The sequence below is a fragment of the Gemmatimonadales bacterium genome (assembly GCA_035502185.1).
In the GTDB taxonomy this organism is placed as follows: Bacteria; Gemmatimonadota; Gemmatimonadetes; order Gemmatimonadales; family JACORV01; genus Fen-1245.
Genome location: DATJUT010000095.1, coordinates 1 through 17976, shown reverse-complemented (window position 1 = coordinate 17976; position 17976 = coordinate 1). Strand labels below are relative to the sequence as shown.

11 protein-coding genes and 2 tRNA genes are annotated in these 17976 nt (G+C 72.3%); 12 read left to right on the top strand and 1 reads right to left on the bottom strand.

Annotation, left to right across the window (positions count from 1 at the left end; translation table 11 throughout):
- The first annotated feature begins 15 nt into the window (after nucleotides 1-15).
- The 7 genes from VMF70_12120 to VMF70_12090 all read left to right on the top strand — a co-directional run bounded on the left by VMF70_12120 (nucleotide 16) and on the right by VMF70_12090 (nucleotide 5217).
- Complete coding sequence (locus VMF70_12120; GenBank protein HTT68764.1) at nucleotides 16-1575, top strand: hypothetical protein; 1560 nt, start codon at nucleotides 16-18, stop codon at nucleotides 1573-1575.
- A 76-nt stretch (nucleotides 1576-1651) separates the two neighbouring features.
- Nucleotides 1652-2623 carry a thiamine-phosphate kinase gene (gene thiL, locus VMF70_12115; protein HTT68763.1) on the top strand — a complete coding sequence of 324 codons (972 nt, stop codon included), beginning with the start codon at nucleotides 1652-1654 and terminating at the stop codon, nucleotides 2621-2623.
- A gap of 1 nt (nucleotide 2624) precedes the next feature.
- Nucleotides 2625-3362: a lysophospholipid acyltransferase family protein gene (locus VMF70_12110; GenBank protein HTT68762.1), complete on the top strand. Its 738-nt coding sequence runs from the start codon at nucleotides 2625-2627 to the stop codon at nucleotides 3360-3362.
- A gap of 11 nt (nucleotides 3363-3373) precedes the next feature.
- Nucleotides 3374-4654, top strand: a complete 1281-nt coding sequence (gene eno, locus VMF70_12105) for a phosphopyruvate hydratase (GenBank protein ID HTT68761.1) — start codon at nucleotides 3374-3376, stop codon at nucleotides 4652-4654.
- Entirely contained in the window at nucleotides 4651-4938 is a 288-nt protein-coding gene (locus tag VMF70_12100; protein HTT68760.1) for a septum formation initiator family protein, read from the top strand. The genes eno and VMF70_12100 overlap by 4 nt, the downstream gene beginning before the upstream one ends.
- Before the next feature lie 85 nt (nucleotides 4939-5023).
- Nucleotides 5024-5097, top strand: a tRNA-Met gene (locus VMF70_12095).
- A gap of 46 nt (nucleotides 5098-5143) precedes the next feature.
- Nucleotides 5144-5217: transfer RNA gene (locus tag VMF70_12090), tRNA-Met, on the top strand.
- Between the two features lie 326 nt (nucleotides 5218-5543).
- On the opposite strand, the gene VMF70_12085 is transcribed toward VMF70_12090, so the two are convergent.
- Nucleotides 5544-5855: a hypothetical protein gene (locus tag VMF70_12085; protein ID HTT68759.1), complete on the bottom strand. Its 312-nt coding sequence runs from the start codon at nucleotides 5853-5855 to the stop codon at nucleotides 5544-5546.
- A gap of 308 nt (nucleotides 5856-6163) precedes the next feature.
- Between VMF70_12085 and VMF70_12080 the strand changes: the two genes are divergently transcribed.
- The 5 genes from VMF70_12080 to VMF70_12060 form a co-directional block, all read left to right on the top strand.
- Entirely contained in the window at nucleotides 6164-7387 is a 1224-nt protein-coding gene (locus VMF70_12080) for a hypothetical protein (protein HTT68758.1), read from the top strand.
- Nucleotides 7388-7524: 137 nt separating this feature from the next.
- Nucleotides 7525-7896 carry a hypothetical protein gene (locus VMF70_12075; GenBank protein ID HTT68757.1) on the top strand — a complete coding sequence of 124 codons (372 nt, stop codon included), beginning with the start codon at nucleotides 7525-7527 and terminating at the stop codon, nucleotides 7894-7896.
- A complete protein-coding gene (locus VMF70_12070) occupies nucleotides 7881-9215 on the top strand; it encodes a VanZ family protein (protein ID HTT68756.1) in 1335 nt (444 codons plus the stop codon). Before VMF70_12075 ends, VMF70_12070 begins: the two co-directional genes overlap by 16 nt.
- A gap of 79 nt (nucleotides 9216-9294) precedes the next feature.
- On the top strand, nucleotides 9295-11529 hold the full coding sequence (locus VMF70_12065) for a S9 family peptidase (protein HTT68755.1): 2235 nt from the start codon (nucleotides 9295-9297) through the stop codon (nucleotides 11527-11529).
- A gap of 228 nt (nucleotides 11530-11757) precedes the next feature.
- A partial coding sequence (locus tag VMF70_12060) for an invasin domain 3-containing protein (GenBank protein ID HTT68754.1) occupies nucleotides 11758-17976 on the top strand: 6219 nt, incomplete at its 3' end.

Here is a 17976-nt window from a genome sequence, read left to right as displayed (position 1 = left end):
CCGCTGCTCTGCCTCGTGGCCGCCGTCGCCCCCGGCGCCGCGCGCGCGCAGCCGGCGACCTCGCGCTTCTGGCGGCCGGAGGAGCGTGCCCTGGTCACGGACCTCGCCGGCGTCACCGCCGTCGCCGCCACCCAGCTCGTGGTCTACGCGGCGACGCGCGACGCGCTCGCCGTGTACGACCGGGGCACCCTGGCACTCCGCGAGGTGGTGGGGACCATCGACGGCTACCCCGGCGGCCAGGTCACGGCGATGGTGGCGGATCCGTCGGACGACACCGCGTGGCTCGGCGGGCTCGGGGGCTGGGCCAGCTACGAGCCGTTCAACCGGCGCTTCGAGGCCGGCGCGCTGCCGGGCGCCGTGGACCAGGTCGTGCTCGACGCGACCGACCCGTCGCGCGGCGCGTTCTTCCACACGCCGTCCGGATGGTATTTCGTGTCCCGATTCGGCATCGGCGCCGAGCCCGCGCACGATCTCCCGCCGCCGGGCCGCCGCATCGCTTCGCTGGGCCCCCAGGACCTGCTGGTGAAGGCGCCGGGATTCGACCTGGTGCGGCTGCGGATCCAGCGCGACGAACACCTGCGCACCTGGCGGATCACCGGGGCGGCGATGACGCCGGCCTCCTCCGACCTGTTCGTCGCGACCGACGGCAACGGCCTCTTCAAGGTGGACGTCACCAGCTACGACCTGCAGCGCCTCCCCTCGGGCCTGCTGGCGGCGCCGACCGGCGCCGTGACGGTGGCGGGCGACGAGGTCTGCGCCGGCGTGGATGCGCGCTTCCGCTCCGTGCGGCGCGGCGTCACCTGCTTCACGCCGGACCTGGCGCGGTTCGACGCCTTCGAGGGGAGCGTGGTGACGGGCCTGCCCGGAACCGTCGTCCGCCGGCTGCTGGTGACGCCCGGCGCCGTGTGGGCGGCGACTGATCAGGGCGCGCTGCGGCTGGACCGCGAGTCCGGCACCGTGCGCCAGTTCGACACGCACAATGGACTGCCCTCGCTCGACGTGCGCGCGCTCGCGCCCGCCCCGGCCGGCGTGTGGATCGGCACGGCGCACGGGCTCGCGCTGGTGCCCGACGGCGGCGGAGCGCTGCGGGCGTCGGCGACCATGCTGCTCGACGCCGCCGTGCTCTCGCTCGCATCGCGCGGCGACACCCTGTGGCTCGGCACGAGCGCCGGGCCGTTCCTGCTGCCCCCGGAGGCCGACGCGCCGCTCCGCGTGGCGCCGGATCATCCGGACCTGGCCGTGCCGATCGTCGCGCTCGCGCTCAAGGGCGACACGCTGCTCGCCGCGAGCGACTCGCGGCTCGCGTGGCTGGCCGCGGGCACCTGGCACGAGAGCGCCGGCTCCGGCTCGTCGATCGGGCAGTTCACGGCGGTGGCCGCGGACGCCGAGGGCTTCTGGGTCGCGGGCACGCTGGGCCTGGGGTTCCTGCAGCCGGCGCGCGCGGTGTGGCGCACGCTCACCGCGCCGGGCGACGTACCCCAGCCGGTGAGCGACGTGGCGGCGGGCTCACGGTACGCGTGGGCCGCGACCCCGATCGGCGTGGTGCGCCTCGAGCGGCGGGTGCTGGCGCCGTGAGGGCCCGCCCTCGCTCCATGAGCGTTCTTCGCGCCGCCCGCACGACGGCCCGCAGCCGCTCGGAGACCATGGCGCCGTGACCGGCCCGCTCGAGACGCCGCTCGGCCCGGGCGTCGAGTTCGACCGGATCCGCGCCCTCGCGGCCGCCTGGGGCCAGCGCGCGCGGGGACTCGGTGACGACTGCGCGTTCCTCGAGGCCGGCGGCGAGCGCCTCGCGCTGTCGGTGGACCTGTCGGTCGAGGGCGTGCACTTCCGGCGCGAGTGGCTCGCGCCGGCGGAGATCGGCTACCGCGCCGCGGCGGCGGCGCTCTCGGACCTCGCCGCGGTGGCCGCCGAGCCGCTGGCGTTGCTGCTGGCGGTCGGCCTGCCGGCGGGCGAGCCCGAGGCGACCCTGGCCGCCATCGGCGACGGCGTCGCCGACGCCGCCGCGGACGCGGGGGCCACGATCGTCGGCGGGGACACCTCGCGCGCCCCCGGGATCGTGATCGACTGCTGCGTCGTCGGCCGGGCCGCGGCGCCGGTGTTCCGCCGCGGCGCCCGACCCGGCGACGTGGTGGTCGTGACCGGCGCGCTCGGCGGGCCGCTGGCGGCGCTGCTCGAGTGGCGCGCGGGCCGCCCGCCGCCGCCGGCGGCGCGCGAGCGGTTCGCGCGTCCCGCGGCGCGCCACGGCGCGGCGCGGTTCCTCGCCGCGCACCGGGCCCACGCGATGATCGACGTCTCGGACGGGCTCGCGGGCGACCTCGGGCACCTGCTGGCCGCCTCCGGCGTCGGCGCGACGCTGGCGGTGGACCGCCTGCCGGTGCTCCCCGCCGCCGCCAAGGTCGCCGCCCGCGCGGGCGAGCCGCCGTGGCGGCTCGCGGCCCGCAGCGGCGAGGAGTACGAGCTCCTGGCCGCGGTGCCGCCGGACGCGGCGGCGACGGTGGTGGCGGAGTGTCCGGTCCCGGTCACCGTCATCGGGGTGATCGACGCGGAGCCCGGGCTCCGGGCCACGGAGCGCGGCGCCGCGGTCTCGCTGCCGGGCGGCTTCGACCACTTCGGGACGGCGTAGCGTGCGCGCCGTCCGCTACCTGGTCGCCCTGCTGGTCGGCACCCTGTGGTACGGCTCCAAGGTGATCCTGGCGTCGTGGCTGCGGCGGCCGCACGCGCGCGGGGGCGTGTACCAGCGCTCCGGGCACGACTGGGCCGGAATGCTCCTGCGCGCGGCCGGCGTGTCCGTGACGGTGAGCGGCACCGAGCACCTGTCGCAGCGCGAGGCGCAGATCGTGGTCGCCAACCACCAGTCGTGGTTCGACATCCTCGCCCTGTTCTACGTCCTGCCGGTCGAGATCCGGTTCGTCGCCAAGAAGGAGCTGTTCGCGATTCCGTTCTTCGGCTCGACGCTCCACGCCCTCGGCCACATCCGCCTCGACCGCACCAACCTCAAGCAGGCCATCGGCGCGTACGAGCAGGCGGCCCGCTACATCCACGAGCAGCGGCTCAGCGTGCTGGTGTTCGCGGAGGGCACCCGCTCGCGGACCGGCGAGCTGCAGCCGTTCAAGAGCGGCCCCTTCGTGCTGGCGATCGAGAGCGGCGCGCCGGTCGTCCCGGTCTACGTCGCCGGCACGTTCGGCATCCTGCCCAAGGGCTCCATCCGGGTGCGGCCGCACCCGGTCGAGGTCCTGGTCGGCGCGTCGATCGCGTCGGCCGGACTCACCATCGACGACCGCGGCGCGTTGCGCGACCGCACCCGCGAGGCGGTCGCCCGACTCCGGGCCGGGAGCGTTGACGCTCCGCGCGCCCCCGCATAGGTTGGCGAACCATGAGCACGATCATCGACGTACACGCGAGAGAGATCCTGGACAGCCGCGGCAATCCGACGGTCGAGGCGGAAGTCGTCCTGGCGTCGGGCACGTCCGCCACGGCCGCGGTTCCCAGCGGCGCGTCCACCGGCGAGCACGAGGCGCTGGAGCTGCGCGACGGCGAGGAGGGGCGCTACGGCGGCAAGGGCGTGCGGGACGCCGTGCGCAACGTCAACGAGGTCATCGGCCCGCGCCTGGAGGGCGCCGACGCCGACGACCAGGTCGGCGTCGACGACCAGCTGCTCGACCTCGACGGCACGGCCAACAAGTCCCACCTCGGCGCCAACGCCATGCTGGCGGTGTCGCTCGCCGTGGCACGCGCGGCCGCGCGCGACCTCGGCCAGCCCCTGTACCGCTACCTCGGCGGCGTGATGGCGCACGTGCTGCCCGTGCCGATGATGAACGTCCTGAACGGCGGCGCCCACGCCTCGAACAACGTGGACGTGCAGGAGTTCATGATCGTGCCCGTGGGTGCGGAGCGCTTCCCCGAGGCCCTGCGCATCGGCGTCGAGGTGTTCCACTCCCTCAAGAAGGTGCTGTCGAAGCAGGGGCTCTCGACAGCCGTCGGCGACGAGGGCGGCTTCGCGCCGACCCTCGCCTCCAACGAGGCCGCGCTCGAGGCGTTGCTGGTCGCCGTGAAGGAGGCGGGCTACACGCCGGGCGAGGACGTGGTCTTCGCCCTGGATCCGGCCGCCTCCGAGTTCTACGACGACGGCCGGTACGTCTTCAAGAAGAGCGGCGGGCCGGCGCGCACCGCGGCCGAGATGATCGACCTGTACGCGTCGTGGGTGGACAAGTACCCGATCGTCTCCATCGAGGACGGCCTGGCGGAGGACGACTGGGAGGGGTGGGCGAAGCTCACCGAGGCGCTCGGGGACCGGATCCAGATCGTAGGCGACGACATCTTCGTCACCAACCTGGACCGGCTGGCGAAGGGCATCGAGGAGGGCGTGGGCAACGCGATCCTCATCAAGCTGAACCAGATCGGCACCTTGACCGAGACGCTGGACTGCATCGACCTCGCCAAGCGGAACGGCTACGCGACCGTGATCTCGCACCGCTCGGGCGAGACCGAGGACACGTTCATCGCGGACCTGGCGGTGGCGACCGGTGCCGCGCAGATCAAGACCGGGAGCGCCAGCCGGACCGACCGGGTGGCGAAGTACAACCAGCTGCTGAGGATCGCCGAGGAGCTGGACGACGTGGCGTACTACCCGGGGAAGTCGTTGTACCGTCCGTGAACCGGCGGATGCTGGTGGGGGGCGTCGTGGCGGGCATGGTGGCCTTCGCCGTCCTGGGCGGGGAGTACTCGTCGCTGGACCTGTGGCGGATGCGGCGGCAGGTGGGCCGGGAGCAGCGGGCCATCGTGCGGCTGCGCCACGACGTGGATTCGCTCACCCAGGCGGCGGGCGCGCTGAAGACCGATTCGGCCACCCAGGAGCGCGTGGCGCGCGAGAGCTTCGGGATGATCCGGCCCGGGGAGATGCTTTACGAGGTGGTGCCGCCCGACAGCGCGGGGCGCTGATCCGCGGCCGCCGGCGGGCGGCCGGCCGCCGCACGCGGGGTGTCTTGACCGGTCCCGGCGCGGGGACTAGGTTTGGCGTCAGCGACGCGGGGTGGAGCAGCCTGGTAGCTCGTCGGGCTCATAACCCGAAGGTCGCGGGTTCAAATCCCGCCCCCGCTACTCGAGAGGCGGCCCCGAGGTCGGAGCCGCCTCTCGTCGTGAGCAGGCCAGAGTAGCTCAGGTGGTTAGAGCAGCGGAATCATAATCCGCGTGTCGGGGGTTCGAATCCCTCCTCTGGCATCAACGCTCTTCGGCCCGCCAAGTGCGACTTGGCGGGCTTTTTACTTAGCGAATTACATAGTGCCCGGCCTGAGGGGGTCGGAACAGGTCTGCGTGCCTAGATCGGCGCATGTCTAGGTGCGCGCTGCGCCCCTAAGTCATTGTGTTGCATCAGGTCTAGGCACTCTAGGAGATGTAATGGGAGCCGAGTGGCGATGGGCGTCGCCCGCGTACCCGGTGAAATCCCCATCGTGTGGGGCACCCCGAAACGGACCCGCCGATGGCAACGAACTGGATTGAGCACGAGTGGCCGGCCTCTAAGGTCACCTGAGTCCGCGGTCCTAATCTTAGATCGCGTCCAAGCCATCCGGAGCGTTCTCCCTATCAAGAGTGTACGCGCTGATCTTCGCGCGAAGATGGTCGAGCCAAGCCTCGACACCAGTGGCCCCAGCCCGCTGCAACACCTGCGCAAAGGCGATCTGCTCGCGACAACACACCGCCTCCTCATGATGCCTCGAGTCGGGCCAAGTGGAGACCCGTGCATGCGCAAGCCGTGCGTGCGTTGCCTCGTGAACCAGGTCCAGCGCGATCACCGGTGCTTCGTATTCGACTGCAATGGCCTCGGCGAGGTAGCAGGTCTTTGTCAAGTCGGAGTACACGCTGTTTCTCCAAGGCACAACGACGAGCCGACGCACGTCTCGCAGCAGACGTCGATACCTCCGAGGGTCGAGACGATCCATGAGCACAAGCGCCGCCTCGACCTTCCCCCAAAGGGGCGTTGCCTTACTGGTATTGTGAATCCTCACCGACAATCCGTGTAGCTTCCTAGGGCGGCACGCCGCGAACTCAAGTCCTTCTGAGAGGGCAAGTACCGGACTAAGGGCCCAGTAACGGAGCCAATAACCGAAGTGTCGTATCGCTCGCAAGCTCATTGACTGGTCGACCACCCCAGGGTGGAGGTCCGGCTGTGTTCGGCTTTCTGCGTCGCCTCGCGGCGGGCTCTCGCATCATGAAGGTGCGCCACATGATCGGCCTAGAAACGCGGACCAGCAAGGGCAGGCCGCCCGTTGACAGCACGAAGCGAGACGCGCAAGACGTCGAGCTGTTCGCCCAGCACGTGAAGCCACTCGGCGGGCGCCTTCCAAGAGACATTGTGTCGCCGGAAGTGTGGGCCCAGGGCTACGGGCGGATCATCGAATGGGCCGATGCACTCATAGCCAGCGCGAGGCGACATTGCCCTGGCCTTCCACACATCCACTTCGATTTTGTCTTCAATGAGAGCATCAATGCGCAGGCGTTCAAGAAGGAGGGAAGGTACTTCGTCGCGTTGTATACCGGCACACGGTACATGCTCGAGTTGGTCTTCTTCAAGATGCTGTCTGATGCACGCCTGTTCCCGTTTGTGCCATCGGCCGCGGAGGAGGGCAGCAGGCCGGCGCCATTCAGCTACTCCGTCCGAGCCGAAGAGATGTACAGGGCTGGCATCCGTCCGGTCCGACCCAAGTCCCAAGATCGGTGGGCCTACGCAACTCAGCTGCTGCACCGCGCGTTCCTATTCCTGATCGGTCACGAAATCGCGCACATCACGCTTGGGCATGTCGACTTGCTAGCAGACAGGCACGCCGGCGCCCTGCCCGAGGTGGGATGGAATCTTCCCACGGAGGAAGACGTCCTTGAGAGGCAGGCGATGGAGGCTGATGCCGACCGGCGATCGGTCATCAGCGCCATGGCGTCGGCCAAGCTGGCGCACGAGGCGCCGATACCGGATAGGCCCCGGTGGGTAGACAGCCGCCGGTCGGTGACGGACCTGATCTTCGACTGGTCGTTCGCGATGAACTGTGTCTTCCGGATCTTCGGAGACGTTGACGTCCTAGAGCCAGAGTTGGGGCGCGTTAGCCACCTGCCTGGCCCCATGCGCCGCTTCATGGCGTCTGTGGATGCTGCCACTTATGTCGGTGAGGTGTGGAAGCCCGCTGAAGCAAAGGCCACCGTGTGGAAGGCGTTGCGGCATGGTATCCTCTACACAGAGTTGGCGTTCATGACCCTGATGAACCAAGAACGCAGCGGCAAGGGTGTCATCCACGCATTTAGTCGGTCGGGCCGAGAATACGCCACCAGAGTAGGCGCCTACAGTCACAACACCCTTGCCAGGAAGCTCGAGCCGTTCGCCTTCGAGGCGACCATCAGTTAGCAGCCGGTGGTTGGCTTGAACCCGCCCGCGCTGGCGGCCGGGGCGGCCGGACTGCATATCATTACCCGGCGCCACGCGGGCCCCTCGCAGCCGTCGAGCTGCGGCGAGCCACGCGACCAGCACGCGAGGGTCCAGCCATGGCCCATGTACTCCGTGTCGAGCACCGAGGCGTCTACCTCTATGCGGCGGTGGCCGGTGACAACACGCCGCAGGATGTCCGGGAGTACCTCGCCGACGTCCAGGCAGCGTGCGTGTCGTCCGGGTGTCCCCGGGTCCTCATCGAGGAGAACCTCGCGGGCCCGAGCCTCGGGACCATGGACATCTTCGCCATCGCGGCGGGGGGCGGCAGGAAGGCGGCGACCTCGATCGCCAAGATCGCCTATCTGGACCTCAACCCGGACCACGAAGCGAAGGGCATGCAGTTCGCGGAGAACGTGGCGGTGAACCGCGGGCTCAACGTCCGGCTGTTCACCGACCGGCGCGAGGCCGAGGCTTGGCTGTCGGCATAACCCCCCGCCACCGCTTCCTCGCCGCCCGCGCCGCCTACGCGGCGGTCATCCTGCTGGCCACGCTCACCGACCTCCACTTCTCCGGCGACCTGGCCGCGGCCGCGGGTCGGCTGGCACGCGCCTTCACGCCGTCCCTGGGCTGGCGCGACGCCGTCGACGGGCTGCGGAACGTCGCACTGTTCGCGGGCCTCGGGGCGGTGTGGGTGGTGACGTCGCTCACCGGCCGCGCGGGCGAGGAGGTCCGGCGCGCGACCTGGATCGGGCTTGCCCTCAGCGCCACCGTCGAGGGGCTGCAGGTCTTCTCGCCGGTCCGCATCGCCAGCATCGTGGACCTCGCCACCAACACGTTCGGCGCCTTCGCGGGCGCCGCCGTCACCGCGCTGCTCATCTACGAGATCCAGCGCTCGCGGGGTGCGCGCTCGTACCTCGGCCTGCCGGCGTCGCTCGTGGCCGCGGGCTACGGCCTGGCCGTGCTCGTCGAGGCCGCGGTGCCCCTGTTCCAGTCGCAGCCGGTGGCCGGCATCGAGGCTGGGCCGCTGGGCTCCCTCCGGATCGCGCTCGGCACGTCGAGCTTCTGGCCGGGCCCCGAGCAGGCGTTCGACGTGCTGCTGTTCGCGCCCGCGGGCTTCCTCGCCGTGATGGCGCTCGCCGAGCGGGGGAAGGAGGCCGGCCGGATCTGGCTGCCGGTCGCCGTGGCCGGCGCCGCGCTCGCGGTCGCCGCCGAGCTGGGGCACGGGGCGATCCGCGTGCCGATCCGCTGGGGTGCGGCGTTGCTCCACGCCGCGGCCCTGGCCGGGGGCGCGTGGGCCGCCGGCCGGTGGCTGGGGACGCTGAGCCGCCGGCTGCGCGGGCCGGCGCGCGCCCGGGCGGCGATCGTGGCGGCCGCCGCGCTGCTCGCGCTGTGGGGGTGGCGCCCGCTGGTGCCGCAGACGGACGCGAGCCTGATGGCGGCGCAGTTCACCACCGAGCACCTCGTGCCGCTCCAGGCCCTGGCCGGCGAGCAGGACGCCTTCAGCGCCCTGCACGTCGCCCAGCAGTTCCTGCTGTACCTGCCGTTCGGCGCGCTGCTGGCCGTGTGGCCGCTGCGGCTCACCGGCCGCTGGGCGCACCTGTGGCCCGCGCTGTGGCTCGCGGCCGCCGTGGAGCTGGGTCACATCCTGATCGCGGACCGCTTCTTCGACGTGACCAACGCGCTGCTCGCCTGCGCCGGCCTGGCGATGGGCTGGGTCGCGGTACGCCGCTCGGGCTTCCGACCGTACGGCGCCGCCTGGCCCGCGCCGGCCGCCTCGAGCGCCGCCGGCCAGAGCCCGCGTCGCTGAGTTGCCATCGCACCGCCGCGGCCGCAGCTTAGGTCGCGTTCATCGTCGGCCGGAATCGCCCACTCACCCGGAGCCACCCGTGTCGCTCGTGTTCGCCCTGCTGCTCGCCGGCGCCCAGCAGCTTCCCGGTCAGGTCCCCGACACCGTGCACGCCACCGTGCACCGCATCTTCGGCACGCGCGACTTCGCCCCGGAGCGCTTCGGCCCCGCCCGGTGGATCGAGGACGGTGCGGCGTACACGACCGTGGAGCGCGCCGCGCAGGGCAAGGGCCGGGACATCGTCCGCTATGCCACGGCGACCGGCGCGCGCAGCGTGCTGGTGGCGGCGCAGCGGCTCGTGCCCGCCGGCGACACCGTCCCGCTCGACTTCGACGACTACGGCTGGTCGGCGGACCGCCGCCTGCTGCTGCTGTTCACCAACACGCGCCGCGTGTGGCGGGAGAACACGCGGGGCGACTACTGGGTCCTGGACCTCAAGACCGGCGCGCTGCGCAAGCTCGGCGGCGACGGGCCACCCTCGACGATGATGTACGCCAAGTTCTCCCCCTCGGGGGACCGGGTGGCGTACGTGCGCCAGGGCGACCTCTACGTCGAGCGGCTGGCCGACGGCGCGGTCACCAGGCTGACCAGCGGCGCCACCGCGACGCTCGTCAACGGCATGACCGACTGGGTGTACGAGGAGGAATTCGGGCTGCGCGACGGGTTCCGCTGGTCGCCCGACGGGACCAGGATCGCTTACTGGCAGTTCGACATGTCCGGCGTCGGGACCTTCCTGCTGATCAACGACACCGACTCGCTGTACCCGTTCACCATCCCGGTCCAGTATCCGAAGGTGGGCACGCCGAACTCGGCGGTGCGCGTGGGCGTCGTGGCGGCCGCCGGCGGGCCCACGACCTGGATCCGGGTGCCCGGCGACTCGCGCAACACCTACCTGCCGTGGATGGAATGGGCCGGGCCGGGCGAGCTGCTGCTCCAGCACATGAACCGCCGCCAGAACGTGGACGAAGTGCTGATGGCCGACGCGGCGAGCGGCGCCGTGCGCACGGTGCTCTCGGAGCGGGACAGCGCGTGGGTGGACCTCGAGACCGGCGTGCCGTGGGTGGACGGCGGGCGCCGCTTCCTGTGGACCAGCGAGCGCGACGGCTGGCGCCACGTCTACTCGGTGTCGCGCGACGGACGCGACGTGCAGCTGGTGACCCCGGGCGCGTTCGACGCCGTGCAGCTGGTGGCCGTGGACTCGGCGGGCGGCTCCCTCTACTTCATCGCGTCGCCGACCAACGCCACCCAGCGCTACCTGTACCGCTCGCGGCTCGACGGTCGCGGCACCGCCACCCGGATCACGCCGGCGGGGCTGGCGGGCACGCACGGTTACGACATCTCGCCGGACGCCCGGTGGGCGATGCACACGGCCTCGAGCGCGGACGCGCCGCCGACGCTGGACCTGGTGCGCCTGCCGGCCCACCAGAGCGTGCGGACCCTGGTGGACAACCACGCCCTGCGGGCGGCCGCGCAGCCGTTCCTCGCCCGGCCCACCGAGTTCTTCACGGTGACGGCCGACAGCGGAGTCACGGTGGACGGGTACCTCGTTCGGCCACGGGACTTCGACTCGACCCGGACCTACCCGGTGCTCGTGTACGTCTACGGCGAGCCGGCGGGGCAGACGGTGCGCGACGCGTGGGGCGGGTCGGGCTCGCTGTGGTACCACGCGCTGGCCGACCTCGGCTACCTGGTGGTGAGCTTCGACAACCAGGGCACGCCGGCCCCCAAGGGCCGCGCCTGGCGCAAGGTGGTCTTCGGTGAGATCGGGTCGCGGTCGAGCCGGCAGCAGGCGCACGCCGTCCGCGCGCTCGCCCGCTCGCGCCACTACGTGGACTCCACCCGCGTCGCGATCTGGGGCTGGAGCGGCGGCGGGTCGAGCACGCTGCAGGCCATGTTCCGCTACCCCGACGTGTACCAGGTCGGGATGGCCGTGGCGTCGGTCGCGGACGAGCGGCTGTACGACACCATCTACCAGGAGCGGTACATGGGGCTCCTGCCCGACGACTCGGCCGCCTACGACCGCGCCTCCGCCATCCACTACGCGGATGGCCTGAGGGGGAGCCTGCTCATCGTCCACGGCTCCGGCGACGACAACGTGCACTACCAGGGCGACGAGCGCCTGGTGAACCGCCTGGTCGCGCTCGGCAAGTCGTTCGACTTCATGGTCTATCCGAATCGCTCGCACTGCATCTGCGAGGGCGCGGGCACGACCGAGCACGTCTACCAGCTTCTCACCCGGTACCTGCTGGCGCACCTGCCCGCCGGCGGCCGCTGAGCGGAGGGAAGGGGGGCCGGGCGGCCCGTCGCGGGTCGCCCGGAACCGGGGGATCGGGGCGTGAGCCGGTGGTGCCTCCGGCCGGCGCGCCGCCCGGCGCTTTGCGACGCCCGTCACCGCGCGTAGCGCCGGGGTCGTTACCATAGTTAAGCTTGGTGTCCCGTGCGCCGACTTCTGCCCGTCGCCCCGCTGTCTAAGCTGCCCGGTTCCATACGGTTGGCGGCCTCGGTGCTGTCCATCGCCGGCACGAGCCTCGTGGCGACGTGCCGGCTGCAGGACCTCGTCAACCCGGGCCGGATCCACACGCTGCAGCTGGCCCCGGCCACCCTGCTGGACTCGGCGCGGGCCGGCAGCCTCTCGCCCCGGGTCACGAAGCTCGCGCTCCAGGTCGGCACCGACGGCGTCACCTGGTCGGTGAAATCGGTGCTGGGCAGCGCGTGGCTGCGGCCGGCGACCACGACCGGGACCACGCCGGACACGGTCTCGGTCGCGCTGGACCCCTCGGCGCTGGGCGGCGGCGTCTACCGCGACACGCTGGTGTTCTCGGTGGCGAGCCTCGCGGTTTCGCCCGTGTCGGTGCCGGTCGAGTTCCGCGTGATGGGGTGCGTGGTCACGAGCCTCGTCACGGGGACGACGATCAGCGACTCCCTGATCGCGGGCGATTGCGCCGCGCCGCACCGCGCGGGGCGGCTCGCCAAGCTGTACAGCCTCACCGGCAACGCCAACGACACCGTCTCGCTGCGGCTCATGTCCCCGGCGTTCGCCAGCTACCTGGTGCTGGACAGCGCCGCGGCCCTGGCCGGCGTGCCGTCGCTCGCCGAGGGCGCCAGCTGTCGCGCCGGACAGAGCGGCGCGTGCCTGACCTACGTGCGGCTCCCGCACGCCGGCACGTACGAGGTGGAGGCGACCAGCGCTTCGGGCGTGGTCACGACGGGGCCGTTCACGTTGAGCCTGACGGCACCGCGGCCGCCGGTGGCGCCCGACACCCTCACCCAGATCTCGAGCGACGGGCTGACGATCGTGCCCGCGGGCGGCACGGTCACCCAGGACACGATCGGCCTCGGGGCCCGCGTCGCGGATCCGGACAGCGATTCCGTGCGGGTGCAGATCGAGGTGCGGCCGCTCGGCACGGCGTTCACCGGCGCCGCCACCGACACCAGCGGCTGGGTCGCGTCGGGCAGCCGGGCGCTGGCGACCGTCACCGGTCTCGCGAACTTCGCGACCTACCACTGGCAGGCGCGCGCGGTCGACGCCACGGGCCGGACGAGCGCCTGGGTGGCCTTCGCCGGCGGCACCAGCGGATTCCAGATCGTCGTGCCCCAGCCGCCGCACGCGCCGGCCAGCCTCGGGCAGTTCAAGAGCAACGGCACGACGGCCATCGCCGTCGGCGGCACGACCAACGAGTCCACGGTGAAGTTCCAGGGGCTGCTCACCGATCCGGACACCACCTCGCAGCTGCGGCTGGACGTGGAGGTCGAGCCGGTCGGCACGGCGTTCACCAACGTCGCCACGGGCTCCAGCACGCCGGTCGGCAACGGGAAGGTCGCGACGGCGACGGTCGCCAACCTCTCCGACAACACCGCGTACCACTGGCAGGCGCGGGCCGTGGACCAGGGAGGCCACGCCGGCTCGTGGGCGTCGTTCGGCGGGAACGCGGAGTCGGAAACCGACTTCGCGGTCGCCATCCCGCCCTCGCAGCTCGCGATCCTGACCCAGCCCGCCGCGGACACCTCGGGCAGCCCGGTCGCCCCGGCCGTGCGCGTGGCCGCGCAGGACGCGCTCGGCAACCTGCTGGCGAGCTACACCGGCACGATCTCGGCCGCCCTCGCCTCGGGCCCGCTGGGCGGAACGCTCTCCGGCACGACCTCGGTCGCGGCGGTCGCGGGCGTCGCGACCTTCGCGAATCTGGTGACGGACAAGGCGGGGACGGGGTACACGCTGCGCTTCAACGCGGGCGCGCTCACCACGACCAGCAGCCCGTTCGCCACGGTGCCCGGCCCGGCGAGCGTCGGGACCTCCGTGGTGACGGCGTCGAGCGGCACGGTGGCCTCGGGCGCGGCGGTGACGCTGACGCTCCAGGCCAAGGACGCGGCGGGCAACAACCTGACCGCGGGCGGCTCGACGGTGGCGTTCACCGCTTCGGGCGGCACCAGCACCGGCGTCGTCGGCGCGACGACGGACGTCGGCAACGGCACCTACACCGCGACGTTCACGGGCGTGGCGTCGGGGACGGCGACGACGATTCACGCGACCATCGGCGGGGTCGCGGTCGCCTCGACGGCGACGGTGACGGTGACGCCGGGGCCGGTGTCGACCAGCCAGTCGGCGGTGACGACCTCCAGCGGGATCGTGGCGTCGGGCGTCGCGGCCACCCTGACGCTGCAGGCGAAGGACGCGGCGGGGAACAACCTCACCGCCGGCGGCCTGACGGTCGCGTTCACGGCCAGCGGGGGCACCAGCACCGGGACCATCTCCGCCACGACGGACCACGCGAACGGCACCTACACGGCGACCTTCACCGGCGTGGCGGCCGGCACGGCGGACACGATCCACGCGACCATCGGCGGCGTGGCCGTCACCAGCACGCTGCCGACGATCCAGGTGACGCCGGGCACCACGGTCAGCGCGAGCCAGACCACGGTGGTCGCGGCGCCGGCCTCCATCGCGGCGTCCTCGGGGAGCGTCACGTCCACGATCACGGTGACGGCGAAGGACGCCGCGGGGAACCCGGTCGCCGGCGTGATGGTCACGCTGGCCGCGACCGGGAACGGCAACAACATCGTGCAGCCGGTCGGCAACACCAACGCCAGCGGGGTGGCCACCGGCTCGTTCAGCAGCACGGCGGTCGGGTCCCACACCGTGTCGGCCAACGCCGGCGGCGTGCTCGCGACGCAGCAGCCGACGGTGACGGTGACCCCGGCGGCTCCGGCGTCGCTCGCGTTCCTCGTGCAGCCGAGCAACGTGTCGGCCGGCGCGGTCATGGCGCCGGCGGTGCAGGTCGAGGTGCTCGACGCGTTCAGCAACCTCGTGACCACGGCGTCCGGGACGGTGAGTCTCGCCCTGACGGTGCCGAACGGCGCAACGCTGACGGGGGGCGGGGCGGCGACGGTCACGAACGGCGTGGCGACCTTCAGCGGCCTCAAGGTGGACAAGGTCGGCACCTACACCCTGACGCCGTCCACGACGGTGAGCGGCGTGACGACCTTCCCGGCCTCCGGGAGCTTCTCCGTCGCGCTCGGCACCGGGCTGCTGCTCGCCTTCACCACCCAGCCGCCCGCCACGATGACGGCGGCCGCGAGCTTCGGGGCGGTCGTGACGGTCCGGGACTCGTCGGGCAACACCGCGACCGGCTTCTCCGGCAACGTGAGCCTCGCGATCGGGACCAACCCGGGCGGCGGGACGCTGAGCGGGACGACCAGCGTGGCGGCGGTGGCCGGGGTGGCCACGTACAGCGGCCTCACCATCAACAAGGTGGGGACGGGCTACACGCTGGTCGCGACGGCGACCGGCCCGGCCAGCGGGACGAGCGCGGCATTCAACGTGACGCCGGGCGCTCCGACCCAGCTGGTGTGGTCGCAGCAGCCGAGCAACGTGGTGGCGGCGGCGACGATGAGCCCGGCGGTGACCGTGACGGTCGAGGACGGCCAGGGCAACGTGGCGACCCAGGCCAGCGGGACCGTCACGCTGGGTCTCACGGGCTCGCCGGCCGGCGCGACCCTGACGGGCGGCGGCGCCACGGCGGTGACGAGCGGCGTGGCGACCTTCGCCGGGCTGAGCGTCAACAAGGTCGGCACCTACACGTTCACGCCGACCACGACCGTGGGCGGCGTCACCACGCTGCCGGTCTCGGGGAGCTTCACGGTGAGCGCGGGCACCGCGACCCAGCTCGCGTTCACCACGCAGCCGTCGAACCTCGGGGCGGGCGGGGTGATCACGCCTGCCGTCGTGGTGGCGGTCGAGGATGCACAGGGGAACACGGTGCCGACGGCCACCAACAGCATCACCGTGGCGATCGGCACGAACCCGGGCGGGGGCACGCTGTCGGGTACGGCGACGGTGGCGGCCGTGGCGGGCGTCGCGACCTTCTCGAACCTGAGCATCGACCGGGTGGGGACGGGCTACACCCTGACCGCGGCGGCGACGGGCCTCACCGGGGCGACCAGCGCCGCGTTCAACGTCACCGTGGGCGGGGCGACCAAGTTGGCGTTCACCACCCAGCCGTCGAACGTCGTCGCGGGTGCGGCGATCGCGCCGGCGGTGGTCGTGACCGTGCAGGACGCGTCCGGCAACACGGTCACCGGCGCGACCAACAGCATCACGGTGGCGATCGGGACGAATCCGGGCGGCGGCACGCTGTCGGGCACCGTGACCGTGGCGGCGGTGGCCGGGGTGGCCTCGTTCTCGACCCTGAACATCAACAAGACAGGCACGGGCTACACGCTGACGGCTGCGGCGACCGGGCTGACCGGGGCGACGAGCAGCGCGTTCAACGTGACGCCGGGGACGGCGACCAAGCTGGCGTTCACGACCCAGCCGCCGAGCACCACGGCGGGCACGGCCTTCGGCGTGGTGGTGACGGCGCAGGACGCGCTGGGGAACACGGCGACGAGCTTCACGGGGACCGACACGCTGGCGATCGGCACCAACCCGGGCGGCGGGACCCTGTCGGGCACGCTCGCCGTGGCGGCGGTGAGCGGCGTGGCGACGTACTCGAACCTGAGCATCGACAAGGCGGGAGCGGGCTACACCCTGACCGCGAAGAGCGGGACGCTGACGCTCGCGACCAGCGGCGCGTTCACGATCAGCACCGGCGGCGTGGTCAGCGCGTCGCAGAGCACGGTGGCGCTGTCGGCCGCCACCGTGACGGCGTCCGGCGGCAACGTCACCGACACGGTGACGGTGACCGTCAAGGACGCGCTGGGCAATCCGATCCCGAACGTGACGGTGGTGCTCTCGGCGACCGGAACCGCGAACCTGGTGCAGCCGTCCAGCCCGACGGACGTCAACGGCGTGGCCACCGGCCGGTTCAGCAGCACCGCGGCCGGGACCCATACCATCACCGCCACCGCCGGCGGAGTGACGATCGCGCAGCAGCCGGTCGTGACCGTGAATCCGACGGCGGCCGCCGCGCTGGCCTTCAGCGTCCAGCCGTCGAACGCGGTCTCCGCGGCCGCGATCGCGCCCGCGATTCAGGTCGCGGTGCGCGACACGTTCAACAACCTGGTGACCACGGCGACCAACAGCATCTTCATCCAGCTCCTGGTCAATCCCCCGGGCAACGGAGTGCTGTCCGGCACCACGACGGTCTCGGCGGCGAGCGGCGTCGCGACCTTCTCGAACCTGAGCATCGACAAGGTGGGCACGGGCTACGCGCTGTTCGCCAGCACGTCCGGCCTGACGGGGGCGGCCAGCGCCAGCTTCAACATCAGCTTCGCGGCGGCGGCGAAGCTGGCGTTCAGCGTGCAGCCCTCGAACGTGACGGCGGCGGCGTCGATCACCCCGGCCGTCCAGGTCACGGTGCAGGACGCGCAGGGCAACACCGTCACGAACGCGACCAACAGCATCGCGATGGCGATCGGGACGAATCCGGGCGGCGGGACGCTGAGCGGGACGACGCCGGTGGCCGCGGTGGCCGGCGTGGCGACGTTCTCGAACCTGAGCATCAACAAGTCGGGGACGGGCTACACGCTGGCGGCATCGTCGACGGGCCTCACGTCCGGCACGAGCAGCACGTTCAACGTCACGGCCGGGACGGCGACCCAGCTGGCGTGGACCCAGCAGCCCACTGCCGTGGCCGCGGGGGCGACGATGAGCCCGGCGGTGACCGTGACGGTGGAGGATGCGCAGGGCAACGCCGTGACGACCGCGAGCGGGACGGTCACGCTGGCGCTGACGGTGCCGGGCGGCGCGACGCTGACGGGCGGCGGGGCGGCGACGGTGACGAGCGGGGTGGCGACGTTCAGCGGGCTGAGCGTGAACAAGGTCGGCACCTACACGTTCACGCCGACCACCACGGTGAGCGGCGTGACCACGCTGCCGGCGTCCGGCAGTTTCGCGGTGAGCGCCGGAGCGGCGAGCCAGCTGGTCTGGACGCAGCAGCCGCCCAGCACGGTGGTGGCCGGCGCGACGATGAGCCCGGCGGTCACGGTGACCGTCGAGGACGCGAGCGGCAACGTGGTCACGACGGCCAGCGGGACGGTGACGTTGGCGCTCACGGTGCCCGGTGGGGCGACGCTGACGGGCGGCGGGGCGGCGACGGTGACGAGCGGGGTGGCGACGTTCGCCGGGCTCAGCGTCGACAAGGTAGGGACGTACACCTTCACGCCGACGACGACCGTGAGCGGCGTGACGACCCTGCCGGTGTCCAGCAGCTTCACGGTGAGCGCCGGGGCGGCGACGCAGCTGGTGTGGACGCAGCAGCCGAGCGCCGTGGTGGCCGGTGCGACG

What these genes read in the sequence shown, in the direction of transcription:
- eno (HTT68761.1), top strand. Translation starts at nt 3,374, where the DNA reads ATGAGCACGATCATCGACGTACACGCGAGAGAGATCCTGGACAGCCGC.
- VMF70_12075 (HTT68757.1), top strand. Translation starts at nt 7,525, where the DNA reads ATGGCCCATGTACTCCGTGTCGAGCACCGAGGCGTCTACCTCTATGCG.